Here is a 19,598-nt window from a genome sequence, read left to right on the forward strand (position 1 = left end):
GCGGCGGCTCGCGCACGAGAAGGTGTTCCAGGGTGTGGCGACAGCGCGCCGGCTTGGCCCTATTTGGTGGCGCAGCTGAAGGAAGCGGCCTTGTTCACATCGCCCGCGCCTCGGTACCTGGGCCAGGTGGGATAGACGCAAAGCGGCCGGGTGCGCCCCGGAACGCCGACCGTATCAACGCCGACTTGGCTGTTGGCGGGATCGACGCCTTTCTCGACCCAGTTCTCCAACGCCGTCAGTTGGTCCCAGGCCATGACGAAGGTGGCGCCTCGCGAGTGCCCGAAGCCGGGCACCTGATAGTAGCGCACCATCTCCGCCAGGGCCGCAGGCTCAAGGGTCTCCTTCAGCTGTCCATAGTAGCGCTCTGTGAGCCTGGCGCTGATCAGGAGGTCATCCGTTCCGTGCAGCAGGAGCACCTTGCCGCCCCGCTTGGCGAAGCCGGTGAGATCGCGGTCCGCCGTATCGAATGCAGAGAGATCCTGCAGACGTTCTGCGAAGCGTCCGGGCTTGGTGACATCGAGTTCGAGTGCGTTGTAGGAGGCATCGCGCGTCACCATGTGCCGGGCCCACTCCCACGCGAGGGCCGTGAGGATCGACATGCCTGGGTAGGGCGTCGCCCCCTTGGGTGGCGCGGAGCCGTAAGAAAGTTGCGAGGAGGCCGGCGTGCCACTGTCCGACGTCAGGACGTTGGCCCCCGGGAAGCTGCTCTCGCCGTTCGCGAGGGTGTAGCCGAACTCAACGGGACCATCGAGCTTGCGGAGGGCCAGCAGCTGAGCGTCCGACAGGCAGGCGTCGCCGGTGTCCGCGCCGTTCGGGCATCGGACCGGCGCACCGTCCAGCGTGCTGCTCTCCAGCCTGAAGGCGCCGTAGCAGCCAGCGAGGTTGCTGATGATGCCGTCTTTGATCCCGTCCAATCCGTCGCAGGCAGCCAGCGCCGCGCGGTAGGCCACCGTACGCTTGGCGGGATTGGGGAAGGCTCCCGGCGCCGCCAGCACCTGGTTAGCCGCCACCAGGCCGAGGTCCAGAACCGTGGTGTTTCGAGCGGGATAGAGCGACACCACGCCGTCCCAATCGGTTGGCCACCGGCCGGCCACCACCAGCGCCTCGCGTCCACCGGAGGATGTGCCCATGAAGTAAGCCCGCGTGGCCGCGCGCCCGTAGGACTTCCGGACGATGAACATCGCGGCGTCGCGGGTCTTCTTGAGCGCGTCCCCCAGGTAGTTGAGGTGTGCCTCGCGATTCAATGCGAATGACGCGCCCGGGCCCTGATGTCCGCTGTCGCTGCCGAAGACGGCGTAGCCTCGACCAAGGGGCGTGACCGCGCCGTCAGTGTTCAGCGCGCCGCCGGTGACGTTGGGAATGACCCCGTTCGTTCCACCACCGCCGAACATCACCACCTTGCCGTTCCATTGGATCGGAAGGGCGACCTTGAACTCGATGTTCGGGGCCTGGGGATCGACCGGACGGATCTCCCCCGTGACGAGGCAATGCTCCGGGATGGCGGCCGGCCCTGAGCCGCTCGACGGCGTCACAACCGCCGAGGTCACGCTCGCCCCTAGCGTCGGAAGGCCGATCATACCGGCTCGGATGTTGAAGCCTGCAAGGCCCGCGCAGGCCGCCCGATCCAACGGCTTCGGGACCTGCGCAGCAGCGGCGCCAGGGATTGAAAGCAGCAGGCCAGCAATGGTGGCCAAGCCGATCAGACCCAACGTTTGGCCGCGTCGACCTGAGCTGGACAAGTCGGCAACTCGGAGGCGCATCGCTCTTCCCCTGATTATCGTCTGGAGTGGGCCGGCGCCGTAGATAGGCGGCAGCGCTTGACCTTGGACAATTCATTCTCGACGCACGGAATTCCCGACAGGAATGGCCATCGCATGGCGGCGTGCGAGCAGGTGTACGTCCACGCCGGCGCGTTCACCTGCGAGCCGAGCTCAGTGGCCTCTCGGTGCGATCCATCTGCGCGTCGAAGAAGCGGATCATCAGGTCGAACGCCTCAAGAGATTCCGGCGGCTGCGGATTGTACGTGAAGCAGTGCTCAAGGCCGTCCCAAAGGTGGAGGCGTGCGTCGGCGCCGGCCTTGAGGAGCTGAATGTGGGCGTGGACCGATGAACTCATGTCCGCCGCCCGAGTACCCGTCGCGATGAAGGTTGGCGGGAACTTGGCCAACAGTGCGGGAGAGACCACCGGCGCGACCGTTGGATCCCGACGGCTCGCGGCGGAGAAATAGGGGTGCGGGATCGTTTCGGTAAGAGGCGCAGGAACCCCGAGTTTCCCTCCGAGGTAGGGCGTGATCTGGGCCGAGTCGCCCTGGAAGGCGGCCCCCAGCGAGCCTGAAATGATCGCCACTGCGCCGGGTTGCGGAAGCCCGACCTGGTCGAACCATGCCACGGCCATGCCCGTCAGCATTCCGCCGGCCGAGCATCCATAGATGCCGATGTCCCGCGCCTTGTGCGTCTTCAGAAGTTCACGATAGACGGCGGCGACGTCCTCTGACGCATCTGGATGGCGCCCCTGCGGCGGCATCCGATAGTTTACGCTGATGACCTTGATGCGACCGCGGGCCGCGATGGGAATCGACTCCAGCTGACTGAAGAACGGCCAGCCGGAGCTGAAGCCGCCGCCGTGCAGATTGATCAAGACCCGATCGGCATTCTTCGGACTGGCACCCTGCCGCGGCAAGACCGTCATCACCTCGACCCCGCCGACGGTCCCGTTGGTAATGGTTACGGGATGCATGCGCGCGTTGGCGTCCAGGAAGGCCTTGTAGGGCGGGCCGGGATCGCTGGGATCGCGCGCTGACGCTGGCGCCGCGCCTCGCGATCCTACGCGCTTGATCCACTCGTCCCGCTCCGCGAGCGCTTCGGGACTGGCAAAGACCGACCAGGGCAGGCGGAAGCTGGCACATCGATCGACCCATCCGGGTTGACGACCGGCCGTGGAGCCGCCTGAGCACGGGCCCTGTCCAAACCGACCAGACTCACAGGAGCAGCGGCGGTCGCCAAGGCAGCGGCGACCAGAGCGATGCGAGGCTTCATTCCCTCACCCTCCTATCCCTCGGTGCCGGTTACGGCCGGTCGGCGCCGAACCTGTAGAGCAACTCGACACCGTAGATCCTGCCGTCACTGCAGGTCTGCGTGACTTCACCGGAGACCAGCGGATTGCGCCCGCAGACCACCTTGTCAGCCAGGTTCTTCCCGAAGACCGCGACGTCGGCGCCGGTATCGAAGACATTGCGGAGCGTGCCGCGCAGATCGACATTGCTGCGTGAGGATCCGAACGTTGTGGAGAGGACATTCGTGGTTGGCGCGCCCGTGCGGTAGTAGCTCCCGGTGAGGGACAGTTCTTCGGCGAACGCGGAAAGCGGGAACGTCCCCTGCGCAGTCAAGCCGAAGGTCTTGGGAGTGAGGCCGGAGATCGGTTCGCCAGCCAAGTCTTCGCGTGAGCCCGGAACCACGAAGCTCTTGTACTTGGGGGTCACCTTCGAATAGAAGCCCGACACCTCAAGCCAAGTGGTCGGCGCTGCGGTCACTTCGATCTCGTAGCCCTTGATCGTCGCCTTGTTCGGCTTGCCGGTCACAATGTCCTGATTCAAGACGAGAACCTGGAAGCCTCCCGTGGCGGGGTTGATGGCGACCGTCGAGACCTGAATGCCCGAATAACGCGATCTGAAGGCGGCCAAGTTCGTGCGGATGGGAACGGATCCGATCCGCCAATCCGCCTTGAAGCCTAGTTCGACGTCCTTGATCTCTTCAGGGGAATACGCGCTCAGCGCCGGATCCGTCTCCTGCAGATTGAAGCTGCCCGTCTTGTAGCCTTTGCGCGTCGCGGCGTAGATCAGGATCTGATCCGTTGGTTTCCAGTTGGTGGTCAGGTTGTAGTTGTCGTCTGAGAACTTGGCCGAGAGCCGCCGCGTGCAAGTGGCGAGGTCCGTGTTGGGGAACGGACGCGGGCCGGCTGCCGGGATGGGCAGGGTCTGCAGCGAGCAGACCAGAACGGGCGACCCAGAGAACACCCGCGTGGTGACCTTGCGATTGTCCCACGTGTAGCGATAGCCCGCCGTCAGCGAGACCCCTCGGACATACTGTGAGAGGTCATAGGTGAACTGCGCATAGAGCGCACTTGATTTGTACTTCGTGGCCGAGCTCAAGTACTCGGGGTTGGTCAGGGTGTTGGGAAGTGGAAAGATCTCCTGCGATTGGGCAAAGTCTCCATCGTCGTGGCTGTAGACGCCCCCCAACCGCCAATCCAACTTGTCGTCGAGCAGCGACCCGAAGGCGAAGGTCTCCGTGTAGAGCGTCCTCGTATCATAGATGTTGGCCCCCTCGATAACGTGAGCGGGCGTCCCATCGTAGTCCCGGCTAAAGCCGATCTTCGTCTCGCCCAGATACACGATGTTGCGGAGGCTGAACTGCTCCCCACTGAACGAGAGGGTGTTGGTGACGGACCGCCGGTCGACATTGTCGGTGGTTGGGTCCGACGTCACCGTCTTGCCCTTCGGCAGGGCGAGTTGTTGGTCGACGAAAGCCCGTAAGTTCCCCGTCCCGAGAAAGGCGTTGAAGGGCGGCTGGTAAAGGCAAGCCGGCGCCGGGGTCGTGGGCCCTGTGCAAGGTCCGACCAGACTAATAGGCACCTGGGGGTAGCGGTTCTCCCGGACCTTGTAGAACGTCACCTGCGTTGCATTTTCGATCGCATCGGCCGGAGTCCAGAGCAAGGTGGCCCTGACCGCCTGGTTGTGGCGGTTCTCAAAGTCCAGGCCCGGCGCCGTGACGCTCTCCACGGTCCCGTCGCGGCGCTGAATAGCCCCGGCCACCCGCAAGGCCAGCGTGTCGCTCAGTGGGGCATTGATCGCACCCTCAATGCGTCGATCGTTCAGGTTTCCATAGCGAGCGTTGATGTAGCCGCCGAACTCATCAGCGTTCGGCTTCTTCGAGACGAAAAGCACGGCGCCGCCGGTGCTGTTGCGGCCGAACAGAGTTCCCTGCGGGCCCTTCAACTCCTGAACGGAGCTGAGGTCGAACAGGCTGTACACTAGCGTCCGGGAATCGATCGGGATTTCGTCCAGGTAGGTGATCACCCCCGGATCGGCGAGCAGGCCGGTGAACGATCCGCGGATCGTGAAGCTCTGTTGGCCTGTCGGACCCAGCGAAATCTGAAGGGAGGGCACGAGGCGCTGGATGTCCGCGATCGAACTGACGGTCGCGGCCTCGAGCCGAGCACTTGAGACGGTGGAGACCGCTAGAGGGACATCCTGCTGATTCTCCTCGGCGCGCCGCGCCTGCACCACGACCTCTTCAAGGGTCGGGCCGGCAATCGTCGCATCCGCGGATGTCGACTGCGCCCACGCTCTCTCCGGTTGCCCTGCAAGGAGCGCCAACGTCGCCGCGGCGCCGAACAGCAATGCGCTGCGTTGAGTCATACTTGCATCCCCCTAAGCGTCGCGGCGTAGCCGTGCGGCATGGCGGCGTTCTGAGCCGCTCGTGTTCATGTCGACGCGGCCGCGTCGGCGGCCGGGACGGAAGTCCAAGCCCGCGATCGCGAACCGCTGCCGCAGGAGACTGCGAGGCAGGGTCCCGGTCGTCCAATTCATTATCGGGGCTTCACATTCTCATGAGGCATGAGGAGAAGTCGTTGTCGCTTGAGGCATGCCGAAGCCCCGTCCTGTCGCAGAGACAGGACGGGGCTCGCCGCAGGGACGGGACTTGCGGTGTTCAGACTTAGAAGTTGTAGCCGAACTTCAGCACCCACATTCGCGGCGTGGCGCCGGTCACTGACGTGAAGTGCAGGACCGAGTTCTGGGTGCCCCCACCGTCGTTGATTTTGTTCTTGGTGACATTAGTCACGATGAAGCTGGCGGTTAGGCCGTCGTAGCCCAGTACATTGCGCCAATCGAGGCTGACGTCGACGTTGTAGTAGGACGGGTTGCAGTCTACCGGCACGGTCTTCCCGTCTGCGCTGAGCGGACCGTATCCATTCGCGATCGTGCGCGTGTGACTGCAGATTAGGCCGGTGGCCTCGGGGAGCCTTGGATCGCTGGGCGTCGGTGGCTTCTGAGCGTTGATCAGCACGTCCTGCCAAGTCACCGTTCCGGACGCCGTCAGGTCGCCCAGTTCATCGGCTAGCGGCAGGCGATAGGCGGCGCGCAGGTTCCACTTCCACTTCGGCGAGAAGCTGAAAGGGGTATCCGACAGGTCGAGCGGCACAAAGACCCCGGGCGAGACCTGCCGCAGTGAAGGGTACTTGGTGTACTTGTCGTCGTTGTAGGCCACCCAGCCGCCCACTCGCAGGCGGGAATTCACGACCAGATCGCCTTCCGCTTCGGCCCCTCTGATAAGGGCGGCCGCGGCGTTGCGGGTGATGATGCCAGTGGTGGTTACACCGGTGACAGAGTTCGTGATCTGGGTGACCACGTTGGCTTTCACGTTGTCGAACTTGCCATAGTAGACGCTGCCGTTGAACCGCGCCTGCATGCCGGCGATGTCGAAGATGGACTTCACCCCCACTTCGAAATTGTTGAGCGAATCGGGTTCGAAGGTCTCGAAACCCGCGACGTTCTGAAGGCCGCCCGTGCCGAAGCCCTTCGAGTTGTTCAGGTACAGAAGAATGTCGTCCGTAGGCTTGTACTGCAGCTGTAGGGTATAGCTTCCGGACTTGAACTCGCCGTGGCCGGCCGCAGAGTCGCGCCCGCCCACCGTCCGGATGACCGCGCTTGTCGCGGGGTTCAGGGCGAACGACAGGGAATTGACCGTGTCCCAGGTCCGGCGATAGCCGGCGGTGAGGGAGAGACCCGGCAAGATCCCCGATAGATCGATGTCCGCTTGGCCGTAGCCCGCCCAGGTGAACGACGAGGTCTTGCTGAGCGAGAGGCTCGAGGAGCCGAAGTTAAAGCCGTAGCTCAGCGCGGGGTGGTTCCACGTCATCGTGTGGAAGCCGCCGACCGTCAGGTCCACCAACGATCCGATCTTGCCGTGCAACTGGAGCTCGTCACTGAACGTGGTCGGCTGCTTCAGCCACCGGTTGTTTCGCGGACTGCCGCCATCCCCCAGCACCAACAGTGTGCCATCGAGATCGCTGGGCTGGTTGAAGGTCGAACTCCAGCGGTAGCCCAGGATGTTCTTTACATACCAGCCGTCGGTGAAATTCCACCGCGTCTGGTTGACGAACATATAGTTCTTGGAGGCGCTGTAGGGGCAGGCGACGCGAGGGTAGTTCAAGGTTGTCACGCCGCCGGCTCCCGCCGGGCCAGGGAGGCCCGTCGGATTACCGGGCACCGAGCAACTGGTGGAGAGCCCATCGATCTTGTACGGTCCCAGCTCGATCTGGCGGGCCAGGACTTGGTCGCGCAGCGCGTTGAAGGCCGCAGGGCTGCCCCCATTGAAGGCCGCCTGCACACAAGCCAACTGCCCCGCGGCGACGCAAGCCGCAAAGGTGCCGCCAGGCGTCGCCGAGATCGCCTGTTCGACCGAGCGCATGTTGAAATCGCCGAGGGCGAAGCCGATCGGCCGGCCCTTTGTCTTGGCGTATTGGAAGAGCGTGTAGTTTTCGAGATTTTCCGTGGGTCGGAGGATCAGCGAGGGCCGCACGACGTAGAAGTCCTGCTCGCCGTAGTCGTTCTTGTTGGAGATGTCGACGAGCGTGCCGTCTCGATAGTACGTCTGTCCGGCCAGGCGAACGAGCACCTTGTCGTCTGCCAGCGGCACATCGAGCGCACCCTGCAGCTCGCGACGATTGTAGCCGCCGACCGAGGCTTGCACATAGCCGCCGAACTCGGACCCCGGCCGCGTCGGTTCATACACCACCGCGCCAGCGTTCGAAGCTTGGCCGAAGAGGGTCCCTTGCGGGCCCTTCAGGATCTGCACGTTCTGAATGTCGAAGAAATTGAAGAAGCCGCCGGGAGGCGCCGGCACATCGGCGAAGTACGTTGGCGCGCCGTTCGTGATCCCGCGGATGTTTACGAAGGTCGCTGCGTTGTTGCAGCACAGCTGCACGCCCGGAATCTGCCGAACCAGCGAGAACAGGTCCTTCACGTCGGTGCGCGCCAGCTGATCGCGCGTGAACGCGGTGATTGGAATCGGCACGTCCTGAAGGTTTTCCTCCACGCGTCGGGCGGTCACGACCACCTCTTCGATCGCGACCGGATCCTCACCCTCCCGCGCGGACGCTTTGGCGCCTGCGGAGGCCGACGTAGCGGTTTGCGCCAGCGCAGGCGCGGCGAGCAATATAGCCGCGACGCTTGTGGCTAAGCACAATACTACCTTCAGGCGATCTGAATGCATTTCCCCCTAGTCCTCTTCTTATTGGCTGACGTATTGCGCAGCCTGATCGAAGCATTCGGACGGGGACGGTCTCGCGTCCAATTCATTGTTGGGACCGCACATTCTTAGAAGGAATGGCGCGGCATTTGGTTGAAGGGTGGTCGGCCCAGATACACACCGAAGGGCACACGCATGGACCTGGCCGGAGGAGCTTGGCTTTGCACGGCGGCGATCCGACTAGCGTCCCAGGTGGCGCGCAAGAGACGAAGCGTGATCAGCGGTACGCCACCGCCGGAAGCAAAGTCGTCACCTCCGCTACGGATGCCGCCGATGCACGGACCGCCCTGGCGCGCATGATGCCCACGCCGCCCAAACATGGTTCTTGTCAGCGGCCTTGATAGCGGCCTGGCCGACGTTCCATGACCGAGGCCAGACCTTCGCGGAAGTCTTCGCTAGTGATCAGCATCGGCTGAGCCAGGGCGTTCGCGGTCCATTCGTGGTCGATTGTGGACTCAAGGCCCCGATGCAGGCCGAGCTTCGCCAGGCGATAGCCCTGCGGGGGGAGCTCGCCAAGTTCGCGGGCGAGCGCGATCGCACGACCGAGGTAGCCTTCGCCCGCCACGAGTTCGTTGGCGAGCCCCCAGTCGAGCGCTTCAACGGCATCGACCCGCCGCCCCTTGAGCGCGATCTCAGCCGCGCGCCCCAAGCCCACGATGCGAGGGAGCAGGAAGAGTCCCCCCAAGGGCGGCAGCAGGCCCACCCGGACCCAGAGTTCCTGGAAGAACGCCGTGTCGGAGACGACGCGGAAGTCACAGCAGAGGCTGAGTTCACAGCCCAGCGTGATCGCCGCGCCGCTCACCGCCGCCACGGTCGGCTTGCGCGCGTTGTAGAGCCGCTTCGCCGCTTCCTGGGCCTTGCCGTAGACAAGATCCTGGATGAGCAAAGGCGGCAGCTTGCGTGTCTCTGTGAGGAACTGAAGGTCAGCGCCCGCACAGAAGTGCGCGCCGCGGCCTGCGAGGACGATCGCCCGCACGTCGCGGTCCGCGTTGAGTTCGTCGAGCGCCTGGGCCAGCGCCTCCAGCGTCTCCGTGCGGATCATGTTCTTCTGGTCTGGGCGGGACAGAAATATGACCCCCACACCGCCTTCGACCCGCTCAATCTCAATGTCTTTGGAGGTAGCCTTCGTACTGTCCGTCATTTCAGTTCCCCCAGGGAGTCCGGCCGTCGCGCCGTCGCCAGCCTGGCCTCGAGGCCAAGCCGGCGTGCGCGTTCACGAGCTCGCGACCTCAAGGCTCTTGCCTGCCTCGTTGCGGAAGCTGACGGCGAGACCGACTGGCGTCCAATTCCTAGTCGGCTGGAGGCATGAGCGCGGCGAATATGGATCAGCTCTTCACGCCTTGCGTCGGGTCGCGTCGGGTCGCATCGCCAAGCTGAGAGCCACCGTCGCAGTCAAGGATGATCCCAGTGACGTAGGAGGCGGCCGGACTGCTTAGGAAGACGGCTGACTCGGCGACCTCTTCGATACGCCCCCAGCGCTTCAGCGCGATCCATTCTTGGATCCCACCATCCGGCGGTGCGCCCGGCGCAAGGCGGCTCATGCCTTCGGTACCACCGATCGGACCCGGCGAGATGCCGTTGACGCGTATGTCTGGACCCCACTCCATCGCGAGGACCCGCACTAGCTGGTTGATGCCCGCCTTAGCCGCGCAGACGTGAGCCTGCATCGTGATGGGATTGACCGCTTGGCCGGCTGAGATCGCGATGAGGGAAGCCCCGGGGCGCACGAGCAAATCGTGGCAGCCGCGGAATACGTTGAAGGTGCCGTTGAGATCGATATCGATGACGGTGCGAAACCCATTGGCCGACATCCTGAGGGCGGGAGCGACGAAGTTGCCTGCAGCGCCCGACACCACGATGTCGAGTGGGCCCAGTTCGCCAGCGGCCTGCTCCAGCGCGCTCCGGATCGCCGCGCAGTCTCGAACATCCGCGGCGAGTCCGAGGGCGTGGCTGCCGATGCTCGCTGCGGCCGCTTGGGACTTGGCAGGGTCTCGCCCCACTACGGCGACCCGCGCGCCCAACTGCGCGAAGCGTATGGCGATCCCAAGATTGATGCCGCTCGTCCCACCCGCGACAAATGCGGTCTTCCCCGCCAGCAGTCCGTCCCTGAAAGTACTCACTGTCGCCCCCTGCGTCTTCTCGGTGTGCGCCGGGGGGCGCCCGGCCGCCCAGCGACCATGCCGGTTCGCTTCATGCGTCACTGGGCTTGGTCGCGGGCTGTTAGGCCGCCCCCGCGCCCACGTACAATTCCTTCTCGTCCGAGCCCCTGCCCGCGGCGAATAGCCTGAGCTTGCGAACACCGAGCGGGTATTCTGCGGTGCTCGCCCACTCCGGGTCGCCCCAATTCCCCGCAAGAATAGTCGCCGCCCAGAATGAATTGGACGGGTGCCACCGCGCCCCGTGACGGTGAGATTCAAGCGCCGATAAGCGCGATCCCGGGGAGGAACGCCCATGAGACTGATCGAAGGGTCCGCGCAATGACGGAAGTGGCTGCGCGGGTTGGCCCGTTCCCGGGTTATCGATACGTCGTGGTCGGCCTGCTCGCTGTCGCCTACACGTTCAATTTCCTCGACAGGCAGCTCATCTCGGTTCTGGCCGAGCCCATCCGCGAGGATCTTGGTCTTACCGACACCCAGCTCGGCCTTCTGGGCGGCATCTTCTTCGCTGCGTTCTACACGACGTTCGGTATCCCTGTGGGATACCTTGCGGACCGTACCCGTCGCATCTGGATCATTTCGGGCGGGTGCGCACTGTGGAGCCTTTTCACCGCCCTCTGCGGGAGCGCCAGCAGCTTCCTTCAACTAGCCTTGTTCCGTATGGGCGTCGGTATTGGCGAGGCTGGCGGCTCACCGCCCTCCCACAGCCTCATCTCGGATTACTTCCGACCCGAAGAGCGCGGCACCGCACTGGCGCTGTTTTCGCTGGGCATCCCCGTCGGCTCCATGTTCGGCATCGCCCTGGGCGGATGGATCGCCGCGGAGTACGGATGGCGGATGGCCTTCGTGGCGATGGGGGTTCCCGGCATCTTACTGGCCGCGGTGCTCCTCCTGTTCGTGAGGGAGCCGCCTCGCGGAGGCCTGGATCCTCCCGTCGTCGGTGCAACCCGCCAAGGTGCTCCGCCGGCATTCCTTGCCGTCATCGCGGGCTACTTCTCCGACCGCACATTGGTCCTCACGGCGCTTGCCCTGGGCCTGTCGGCTATCGTGGCCTACGGCGTCTCTTCATGGGCCGCGCCCTTCCTCATGAGAACCAAGGGCATGAGCCTGACAGAGGTGGCAGCGTATTACGGCCTCATAGTCGGGGTGACGGGTATCATCGGCACATTCGGGGCAGGTTGGCTGGTCGACCGGCTAGCCAGACTGGATAGGCGTTGGTTCGCGTGGCTGCCGGCCCTCGGGTTTGCGCTTACGCTGCCCGCGTGGGTCGGTCTGATGTGGGCGCCCAACTGGCAGCTTGCGCTGATTTTCCTGGCCGTTCCGGCCCTGCTCAACCATAGCGCCCTGGCTCCGGCCCTCGCCGTCGTCCAGAACAAAGTAGCTCCCAATCGCCGGACGGTCTCTAGCGCCATCCTTATGTTCTTCCTTAACCTCATGGGTCTGGGCATCGGTCCAATCTATGTCGGCGGCATTTCAGATTGGGCGCGCCCGACCTACGGGGACCAGTCGCTGACTGTCGGGCTCGGCGCTCTCATCCCGATCGTCGTCATGGCCGTCGCGGCCCATCTCTTGGCTGCCCAATCCATCGGTCGCGATCAGAAGGACGCTCTCGCGTAGGTGAGCGCCATGCCTTCAAGGCATGCAGCCACCCACAATGAATTGGACGCGCCACCTTGTAGAGCAAATCCTGCGCCTCAATGGCGAGACAACGCCGGTCGAGTATCCGGGGAGACTATGGAACCCAACCATCGCAAGCGCGTAATGGGCTCAACTTCCAGTGTCGGCGGGCTCGTATGGCCTGCCGCGGTCGCGCTTGCGGTCGCTGGACTGCTGGCGGTCGATAGCGCCCGCTCTCAGACACCCCCGCAGCCGATCCTGAATGCCGACGGTTCGCTGGATGTGCCCGGGTTTCGGCTGCCGTGGTCGGAGTACGCGAGCCCGGAAGCGCGGGACGAGCAGAACGAACGGCTCACCCGGGCGCAATCGCGGCCGCCTGGGCCACGGCCGCCCCGTGATCCCAGCGACCCCGGCCCGCCGTATCGGGACTTCCTGGAGGCCAATCGGCGCATGCATCCCGTGACGATCGCGAACGAGGTTCTCGGCGGCGTCGAAGTCATGACGGTCATGCCACGCCAGGGCGTGCTGCCGAAGAATGCCCGACGTGTGCTGATCAATCTCCACGGCGGAGGGTTCAGCACGGGTTGGCCCTACTTCAGTCAGCTGGAATCGGTCCCGATCGCGTCGAGGGGCCGGATCAAGGTCGTCAGCGTGAACTACCGGATGCCGCCACAGGGGCGATACCCGGACGCCTCAGAGGACATCGCCAACGTCTATCGGACGCTGCTGAAGACCTATCGGCCGAAGGACATCGGCATCTATGGATGCTCGGCCGGCGGAATTCTCACAGGTCAGGCGGTAGGATGGTTCGACAAGGTCGGCCTGCCGCAGCCCGGGGCCGTAGCTATAATCTCGGGTGCGCTTGCCCCAGCCTACGGTGGTGACTCCGCACAGATTACGCCGCACTTGGGGGGCTACTTCGCGGTGCCGGCTCCGATCACGCCCGCTATTCCTCACCCGTACTTCGCGGGGGCCAGCCGGCAGGATCCCGCGGTGGCGCCGCTAGTCTCTCCGGCACTACTGGCCAAGTTTCCTCCGACCTTCATCGCAACAGGTACCCGCGCTGCGGACATGAGTTCATCAGTTCACGCTCATATCCAGCTGGCAAAGGCGGGCGCTGACGCGCGTCTCTACCTCTGGGACGGCGTGGAGCACTGCTTCACCTACAACCCTCAACCGCCCGAATCCCGCGAGGCCTTCGACCTAATGATCCGGTTCTTCGACGAGACGATGGATCGCGGAGGCTCGGGAGGGCGCAAGGCCGCGCGGTGACGACCGAGCGACGAGGGCCCGTGGCAGCGACCCTGCCGATTTCGCGGCAGCGCGCACGCCGCAGGCGCCATGCCAGAGGATAGTCCCCTCCTCCCCCTTCTGGATCGGCGAGCACGGAGACTTGTGGGCACCTGACTGCGCGCACCGCCACTAAATTCCCTGAAAATCAGCTCTGCGGGCGTCTCCGCGCACAACCCACGGACGACGCGCGCCTATTCCCACCGAAACCGTCGCGACGACCCGCAAAAGTGACCCGAAAACGGGCCGAAACGGCCCTCTTTCGCGCCGCCGTCTCTGCCGGCCTGGGAGACGGTGCGGTTTCCCTGTTCTCCGGGAAAGATCAGGGATGATTCGCAAAATTCGGCCGGCGCCGTCGGAGCCGCAGGCGCGCAAGCGGCTGAACGCACGACGAATTCTCGACATCGCCGGCTCGATCGGACCGCTGAAGCACGCCAAGGCTCACCTGCGGACATGGATGCGGCCTGAGAAGCGCAAGCCCACGCCGGCGCTGCTGGGACTGTTCGGCGCCAAGGCCAAGGTGCAGTTCCAGCCCAAAGGCACGGTCGGGATCATCAGCCCCTGGAACTCCCCGGTGAACCTGACCTTCGGGCCGCTCGCCGGCGTCTGGCGGCCGGCAACCGGGCGATAATCAAGCCGTCCGAGTTCACGCCCGCCACCTCCGAACTGATGGCGAAGATGTTCGCAGGGGCGTTCGACGAGGAGGAGATCGCCGTGTTCACCGGCGGTCCGGGGGTCGGCCAGGCCTTCTCGGAACTCGCCTTCGACCACCTGATCTTCACCGGCGCGACCTCGATCGCCCGGCATGTGATGGCCGCCGCGGCCAAGAACCTCGTGCCGCTGACCTTGGAGCTGGGCGGCAAGAGCCCGGTGATCCTCGGCCGCTCCGCCGACCTATCGACGGCCGCGGCCCGGGTGATGGCCGGCAAGACCCTGAACGCCGGCCAGATCTGCCTCGCGCCCGATTACGTGCTGGCGCCGCAGGACAAGCTCGGCGCGTTCGTCGGCGAGGCGAAGGCCGCCGTCACCGCGATGTTCCCGACGATCAAGGACAACCCCGACTACACCGCCGTGATCGCCGAGCGGCACTTCGAGCGGATCAAGGACTATGTCGAGGACGCCCGCGCCAAGGGCGCCGAGATCGTCGAGATCAACCCGGCCGGCGAGGACTTCAGCCAGCAGGAGCACCAAAAGATCCCGCCGACCCTGATCCTGGGCGCCACCGACGAGATGAAGGTGATGCAGGAAGCGATCTTCGGACCGGTTTTGCCCGTGGTCACCTACAGCACACTGGACGAGGCCGCCTACGTGAACGCCCATGATCGGCCGCTGGGGCTTACTACTTCGGCCAGGACGCGGCCGAGGAGGCGACGGTGCTCGCCCGCACCACCTCCGGCGGCGTCACCGTCAACGACGTGATCTTCCACGTGGCCATGGAGGACCGCGTCGGCCCCTCTGGCATGGGCAGCTATCACGGCGTTGATGGCTTCCGCGAGTTCAGCCACCGGAAGTCCGTCTACCGCCAGCAGAAGAAGGATCTGGGGCCGATGAAGGCGTTGCGACCGCCCTACGGCGAGGCGGTGCGCAAGTAAGTGGCCGGCGCCCTCAAGCCGTGGCCGACCGCGCGGCGTCCAGCAGGCGCCGGATCTCCTCGACGAGGACCTCCGGCTCGGTCACCGGCACCATGTGGCCGGACCGCTCGGCGATCACGTGCCGACCCCGAGGCGCCTGCGCCGCCCGATGCAGGTGCGAGGCGTTCGCCGCCGCCCGGATCTGCGGGCTCATGCCACTGTCGGCGAGGGCGCCCGAGATCAGCGTGACGGGAACGTCGGGCAGCGCGGGAGAGCGCTCCCGGAACCGGTTCATGCCGGCGACGAGGCCGGTGAGCTCGGCGCCGCGGGTCCGGATCGCCGCGACCGTAAAGCCCTCGCGCCGTAGATCGGCCTGAGCCTCCGGCGGGAAGCGCGCGATCAGCCCGCGGTAGAGACCTCGCAGGAGACCCAGGCGCGCCAACACGGCGGTGATCTGCTGCGCCCTGCGCTCGAACCGTCGGAACGCTGGATCGAAGAGCGCGTCGCAGGCCTCGTCGGTGACCTCAGCCAGCATCAGCCCGGCGATACGGTCCGGCCGATCGGCGGTCGCGGCGCGGACGATAGGACCGCCGCCGCTGTGCGCCACCAGCACGAACGGCCCGGAACCCAGATGATCGAGCAGGTCGTTGAGGTCGTCCGCCATCCTTTGCAGGGACCGCGGCTGCGGATCGCGCGGACTGCGCCCGAGACCGGCACGGTCGTAGGCGACGGTTCGGGCCCCTCGGGCGACCTGGGGCTGGACAAGCGCCCACCAAGACCGGGTCGCCGCCATGCCAGCCTCGAAGACGACGGTCGGCGCGCCACTGCCGGACACTCCAAGTTCCACGTAGAAGAGCTCGCGGCCGTCGCGGGTGATCGCGGTCGCTTCAACCGGCCGCGCGCCTGACGTCACGCCACTTCGTCCAGGGCGATCCCGCGCCGCCAGTACCCCATCAGGTTCAGCGTCCGCCGGTCCAGGCCGCGCTCCTTGACCAAGTGCTTGCGGATGGCGAGCACGGCTCCGGCTTCACCGGCGACCCACGCATAGAACGATCCATCGAGGGGCGCGGCGCGATCCCACAACACCTGCGCGTCGACATCGACCTCCGGCAGCGCCGTCCCGGCGCCGGCCTCGGCGAGCGCGGGCAGGCGGGCCTGCTGCACCGCCGCCGCCATGCCGCCCAGGGCCGCGTCGCCAGCGTCCCGCGGCATCCACACGAGATCAAGGCCGGGCCAGTGCGGCAGCTCGAGGATGTCCGCCGCTTCCGGGACCTCGACGAACGCCTGGACGGCCGGTGGTGACGGCGCCTCCGCGAGGCCCTCTAGGATGCCAGCCAGCGCGGGCAGCGCCGTCTCGTCCGCGATCAGCAGGACGTGGCGGACCCCGGCCGGAGGCTTCCATTCGTAGCCGCCGACCTCGCCCGAATAGCGCGCGTCGGGCGCGGTCATCTGCAGCCGGTCGCCGGGCTTGGATCGGGCCGCCCAGCGTGACGCCGGCCCCTCGTCGCCGTGCATGACGAAGTCGATGTCGACCTCGCGCGCCTCGGGGCGCACGGCGCGGATGGTGTAGGTCCGCATCGCCGGCCGCGTCGCCGCCGGCATCGCCTTGTAGAGCGCGTACCAGGTCGCCACGTCCGGCAGCGTCTCGGCTTCCCCCTCACCATGCGGGAAGAACATCTTGATCCGCTGGTCCGGCGCGTGGGTGGTCATCTCTCCGACCTGTGGACCGGTGAAGGTGAGCCGGCTGAGATGCGGTGTCAGCGCCTCCCGGCGGAGCAGCGTCACGTCGAACAGGCGATACGGTCTGATCTCGGGCTTCATCACTCGATGATCGCGTTGTTGCGAATAATTCGCAAGTGCGAGCTGGGTCGTCTTCCCTGGCCTGCTTCGTCGTGTGCGCGTCGCCGATCCGATCTCGATGGGGGCGCCTGCTTGGCCGATGCAGGAGGCGATGGCTGGCCGCCCTTCAGGCCAGATTCAACATCCGCATCCAGCGCGCGATCTCGACCCCGCCCGGTTCACCTTCAACCAACAGCGCGTCATGCACGCGGGTGCGATCGGCGGGCGGGTGGGTCTGGCTGAGCTTGGTCACGCCTTCGATGCGCTCGATATGGATCCGGAAAGAGCGGATGTAAGGCAGCAGGAACGCCACGCGCTCGCGGGCGCCGTCCACCGTCCATGGTGGCTCGCCCTTGCGCTCCAGTATGTCGGCGCTACGCCTCAGGATCGCGAGCTGGCCGTCCTCGTCGTCGACAGGGTCGAGGCGGCCGCGAACCTGGGTCTGGACATAGTTCCAGGTCGGGACCTCTGGCTTCTCCACGTACCAGCGCGACGAGACGTAGGCGTGCGGTCCCCAGAAGATCGCCAGGGCGGGCTGCCCGGCCTCGAGCGCCGCCGCGTGGGGATTGCGTCGGGCCATATGCCCGACCAGCGTCTCGCACGCACCGTCGTCCTCGAAGAAGATCGGCGCGGATGTCACGTGAATCCCATCGGCGGCGGAGGTCACCAGGGACGCGAAGGGGTATTCCGCGACGATCTCCTCTGGCCGCGCGGCAGCGTAGATGGGCGGGACGAACAACGACGGACCGCTCACGGCTGGCTTCCCTGCGGGCGAAGATGCGGGCCGAGCGGCTCCGGCGAGCCGTCCATGGCAGGCTCCACGACCGCGACCACCGCGTCGGCCAGCCGGGTGATCGCGCGCGGCGCATAGCCCCCCGAGGCGCGCCAGTAGAGCCAGGAGCTGGCGTTCATGAAGAACGCGTTCAGGCAGAGGTCGAACAGGGCGGCCTCCGACCAGGTCGAGCCCAGCGCTCGCAGGCGGGCGGCCGTGGCCAAGGCCATGGCCTCGGCGTGGCGGGCCGCAATGGCGGCCAGACGGCTGTAGTGATGGACGGCGTCGAACAGGGCGAAGTCGAAGCCGATCCTGAGCTCCTCCTCCTTCAGGGCGACAATCCACGCGCGCAGCGCCTCGCGCCGGTCGCCGGCCGGCAATTCGGTGGCCGTGGCGAACTCGCGCAACGCCGCGAGCTTGCCCTCGTACAGTGCCAGGAAGGCCGCCTCCTTGTTGGGAAAGTAGTGGTAGAACGAGCCGACGGCGATCCCGGCCTCCTGGGCGATCCCCGTGACCGTCGCGGCCTCGGCGCCATCGCGCCGAAGCACCGCATGAGCGGCCTCCAGGATGGCCGCCATCCGCTCGTGCGCCCGCTTCTGCAGCGGCGCATTGCGTAAGGCCAGATCGTCGCCCGCCGCCTTCAACGCGCCGTTCCGCGATCCACCGCGTCGATGACGCCGTCAAAGAACGCATAGGTCTCTTCGGCCAAAGCCGCGTCGCCAGCGGTCGGCCAGGCGGCGGTCTTGACGATCACCAGGTCGCGCTTGCGATCCACCAGGATGTACTGACCGTGGATGCCGATCGCCATGAAGAGGCCCTCCCGGCCGGGCCGGTCCGGAGCCAACCACCACTGGTAGCCATACCCGAGTTGCGATCGCCCACCCAGCTTGCCCGGCGCCAGGTTCGGCCGGTGCGGACGCGTGGCGTCGGCGACCCACTCGCGCGGCACGATCCGATGTCCCGACAGCTCACCGCCGCGCGCGAACAGCAGGCCGAAGCGGCCGTAGTCGCGCAGCCGCGCCAACACGCCACCGGCAGCGACCTCCGCCCCGGCCGCGCCGGGCCCGTCCAGCATCCAGCGGGCCTCGGTCTCAGCCCCCATCGGCGCCCAGACCTTGCGGGACAGGTAGTCAGCCAGGGGCTCTCCCGTGGCCCTCCTGACCAGCATGCCCAGCACCTCGGTGTCGGCGCTGGCGTAGTTGAACACCTGGCCCGGCGCGCCGCCCGAGGGGATCTGGCGGGCGAAGTCGTAGAGGCCGCCCTGGTTGCGGGAGAACACACCAATGAACTTCGCGATGCCGGAGTTGGCGTCGGTATAGGCCTCCTGGAAGCTCGTTCCCGACGACATGTTCAGCACGTCTTCGATCGAGGCGGCCTCGTAGGCGGCGCCCTTCACCTCAGGCAAGTACTTCGCCACCGGGTCCTTCAGGCTGGCGATCTTGCCGTCGGCCAGCGCCAAGCCGACCAGGGTCGAGACCACCGACTTGCCCATGGAGAACGACACGAACCGCGTGTCCGGGTCGGCGCCCAGGGCATAGCGCTCCAGCAAGATGTCCTGCCCCTTGAGCACCAGCAGGCCGCTGACATGGTTGCGGGCGATGAAGTCTTCGAGGCTGCGGGCCTGGCCGTCAAACCGGTAGGTCGGTGCGATGGGCTTCGGCGCGACGCGCAGAGGGAACACCTCGGCCGAAGCCCTCACCCGCCGGGATGGGAACAACTCCTCCATCCCCTGGAACGCGGCGGCGTTGTGATCCGGCGACAGCCAGGTCGCACGTGATCCAACGTCCGCCCCGAGAGCGGGAGTCGCCAACACGAAGACAGCGGCCAGGCCCCACATCCAACGCATCAGCGCCTCCTCCATAATTCGAATGTGACGTCGTATTCGGTTATTTGACGAAACTCACACGGTCGCAGGATATTGTCGAATCCGAATTCGGTTTCGGCTGGAACGAACAGACTGCAGCCCACATCCGCAACGGTGCGCCCAGCCTCGGCCTGCATCTCGACCGCCTTGATCGCTGCATTGGCCTGCTGATCGACCATG

14 protein-coding genes and 1 pseudogene are annotated in these 19,598 nt (G+C 65.9%); 3 read left to right on the forward strand and 12 right to left on the reverse strand.

Features of this window, described 5'->3' with window-relative positions:
* Window positions 1–59 precede the first annotated feature (59 nt).
* From WG212_RS15070 to WG212_RS15095, 6 genes are all read right to left on the reverse strand, one after another.
* Complete coding sequence (locus WG212_RS15070) at window positions 60–1,709, reverse strand: tannase/feruloyl esterase family alpha/beta hydrolase (RefSeq protein ID WP_337187928.1); 1,650 nt, start codon at window positions 1,707–1,709, stop codon at window positions 60–62.
* A gap of 205 nt (window positions 1,710–1,914) precedes the next feature.
* The gene (locus WG212_RS15075; RefSeq protein ID WP_337187929.1) at window positions 1,915–2,736 is read right to left on the reverse strand and encodes an alpha/beta hydrolase; all 822 of its coding nucleotides are present in this window, start codon (window positions 2,734–2,736) and stop codon (window positions 1,915–1,917) included.
* 328 nt (window positions 2,737–3,064) lie between these two features.
* Window positions 3,065–5,416, reverse strand: coding sequence for a TonB-dependent receptor plug domain-containing protein (locus WG212_RS15080; RefSeq protein ID WP_337187930.1), 2,352 nt, complete (start codon window positions 5,414–5,416; stop codon window positions 3,065–3,067).
* 298 nt (window positions 5,417–5,714) lie between these two features.
* Window positions 5,715–8,273, reverse strand: a complete 2,559-nt coding sequence (locus WG212_RS15085) for a TonB-dependent receptor plug domain-containing protein (RefSeq protein ID WP_337187931.1) — start codon at window positions 8,271–8,273, stop codon at window positions 5,715–5,717.
* A gap of 364 nt (window positions 8,274–8,637) precedes the next feature.
* On the reverse strand, window positions 8,638–9,450 hold the full coding sequence (locus WG212_RS15090) for an enoyl-CoA hydratase/isomerase family protein (RefSeq protein ID WP_337187932.1): 813 nt from the start codon (window positions 9,448–9,450) through the stop codon (window positions 8,638–8,640).
* A gap of 184 nt (window positions 9,451–9,634) precedes the next feature.
* Entirely contained in the window at window positions 9,635–10,429 is a 795-nt protein-coding gene (locus WG212_RS15095) for an SDR family oxidoreductase (RefSeq protein WP_337187933.1), read from the reverse strand.
* Window positions 10,430–10,786: 357 nt separating this feature from the next.
* On the opposite strand from WG212_RS15095, the gene WG212_RS15100 reads away from it, so the two are divergent.
* The 3 genes and pseudogenes from WG212_RS15100 to WG212_RS15110 form a co-directional block, all read left to right on the forward strand.
* Window positions 10,787–12,082 (forward strand): MFS transporter, encoded by a 1,296-nt coding sequence (locus WG212_RS15100; RefSeq protein WP_337187934.1) that lies wholly within the window; start codon window positions 10,787–10,789, stop codon window positions 12,080–12,082.
* A 117-nt stretch (window positions 12,083–12,199) separates the two neighbouring features.
* Window positions 12,200–13,354 (forward strand): alpha/beta hydrolase, encoded by a 1,155-nt coding sequence (locus tag WG212_RS15105; protein ID WP_337187935.1) that lies wholly within the window; start codon window positions 12,200–12,202, stop codon window positions 13,352–13,354.
* A 412-nt stretch (window positions 13,355–13,766) separates the two neighbouring features.
* A pseudogene (locus tag WG212_RS15110) lies at window positions 13,767–14,964 on the forward strand (coniferyl aldehyde dehydrogenase); the annotation flags it as partial.
* A 13-nt stretch (window positions 14,965–14,977) separates the two neighbouring features.
* On the opposite strand, the gene WG212_RS15115 reads toward WG212_RS15110, so the two are convergent.
* The 6 genes from WG212_RS15115 to WG212_RS15140 all read right to left on the reverse strand — a co-directional run bounded on the left by WG212_RS15115 (window position 14,978) and on the right by WG212_RS15140 (window position 19,597).
* The gene (locus tag WG212_RS15115) at window positions 14,978–15,856 is read right to left on the reverse strand and encodes an alpha/beta hydrolase (RefSeq protein WP_337187936.1); all 879 of its coding nucleotides are present in this window, start codon (window positions 15,854–15,856) and stop codon (window positions 14,978–14,980) included.
* On the reverse strand, window positions 15,853–16,764 hold the full coding sequence (locus WG212_RS15120; protein ID WP_337187937.1) for a siderophore-interacting protein: 912 nt from the start codon (window positions 16,762–16,764) through the stop codon (window positions 15,853–15,855). Before WG212_RS15120 ends, WG212_RS15115 begins: the two co-directional genes overlap by 4 nt.
* Window positions 16,765–16,909: 145 nt before the next feature.
* A complete protein-coding gene (locus tag WG212_RS15125; RefSeq protein WP_337187938.1) occupies window positions 16,910–17,536 on the reverse strand; it encodes an FMN-binding negative transcriptional regulator in 627 nt (208 codons plus the stop codon).
* The gene (locus WG212_RS15130) at window positions 17,533–18,198 is read right to left on the reverse strand and encodes a TetR/AcrR family transcriptional regulator (protein WP_337187939.1); all 666 of its coding nucleotides are present in this window, start codon (window positions 18,196–18,198) and stop codon (window positions 17,533–17,535) included. The genes WG212_RS15125 and WG212_RS15130 overlap by 4 nt, the downstream gene beginning before the upstream one ends.
* Entirely contained in the window at window positions 18,195–19,400 is a 1,206-nt protein-coding gene (locus WG212_RS15135; protein WP_337187940.1) for a serine hydrolase, read from the reverse strand. Before WG212_RS15135 ends, WG212_RS15130 begins: the two co-directional genes overlap by 4 nt.
* A complete protein-coding gene (locus WG212_RS15140) occupies window positions 19,400–19,597 on the reverse strand; it encodes a hypothetical protein (RefSeq protein ID WP_337187941.1) in 198 nt (65 codons plus the stop codon). Before WG212_RS15140 ends, WG212_RS15135 begins: the two co-directional genes overlap by 1 nt.
* Window position 19,598 lies beyond the last annotated feature (1 nt).

Origin of the sequence: Phenylobacterium sp., from assembly GCF_037189685.1 — a bacterium.
Taxonomy (GTDB): Bacteria; Pseudomonadota; Alphaproteobacteria; order Caulobacterales; family Caulobacteraceae; genus Phenylobacterium.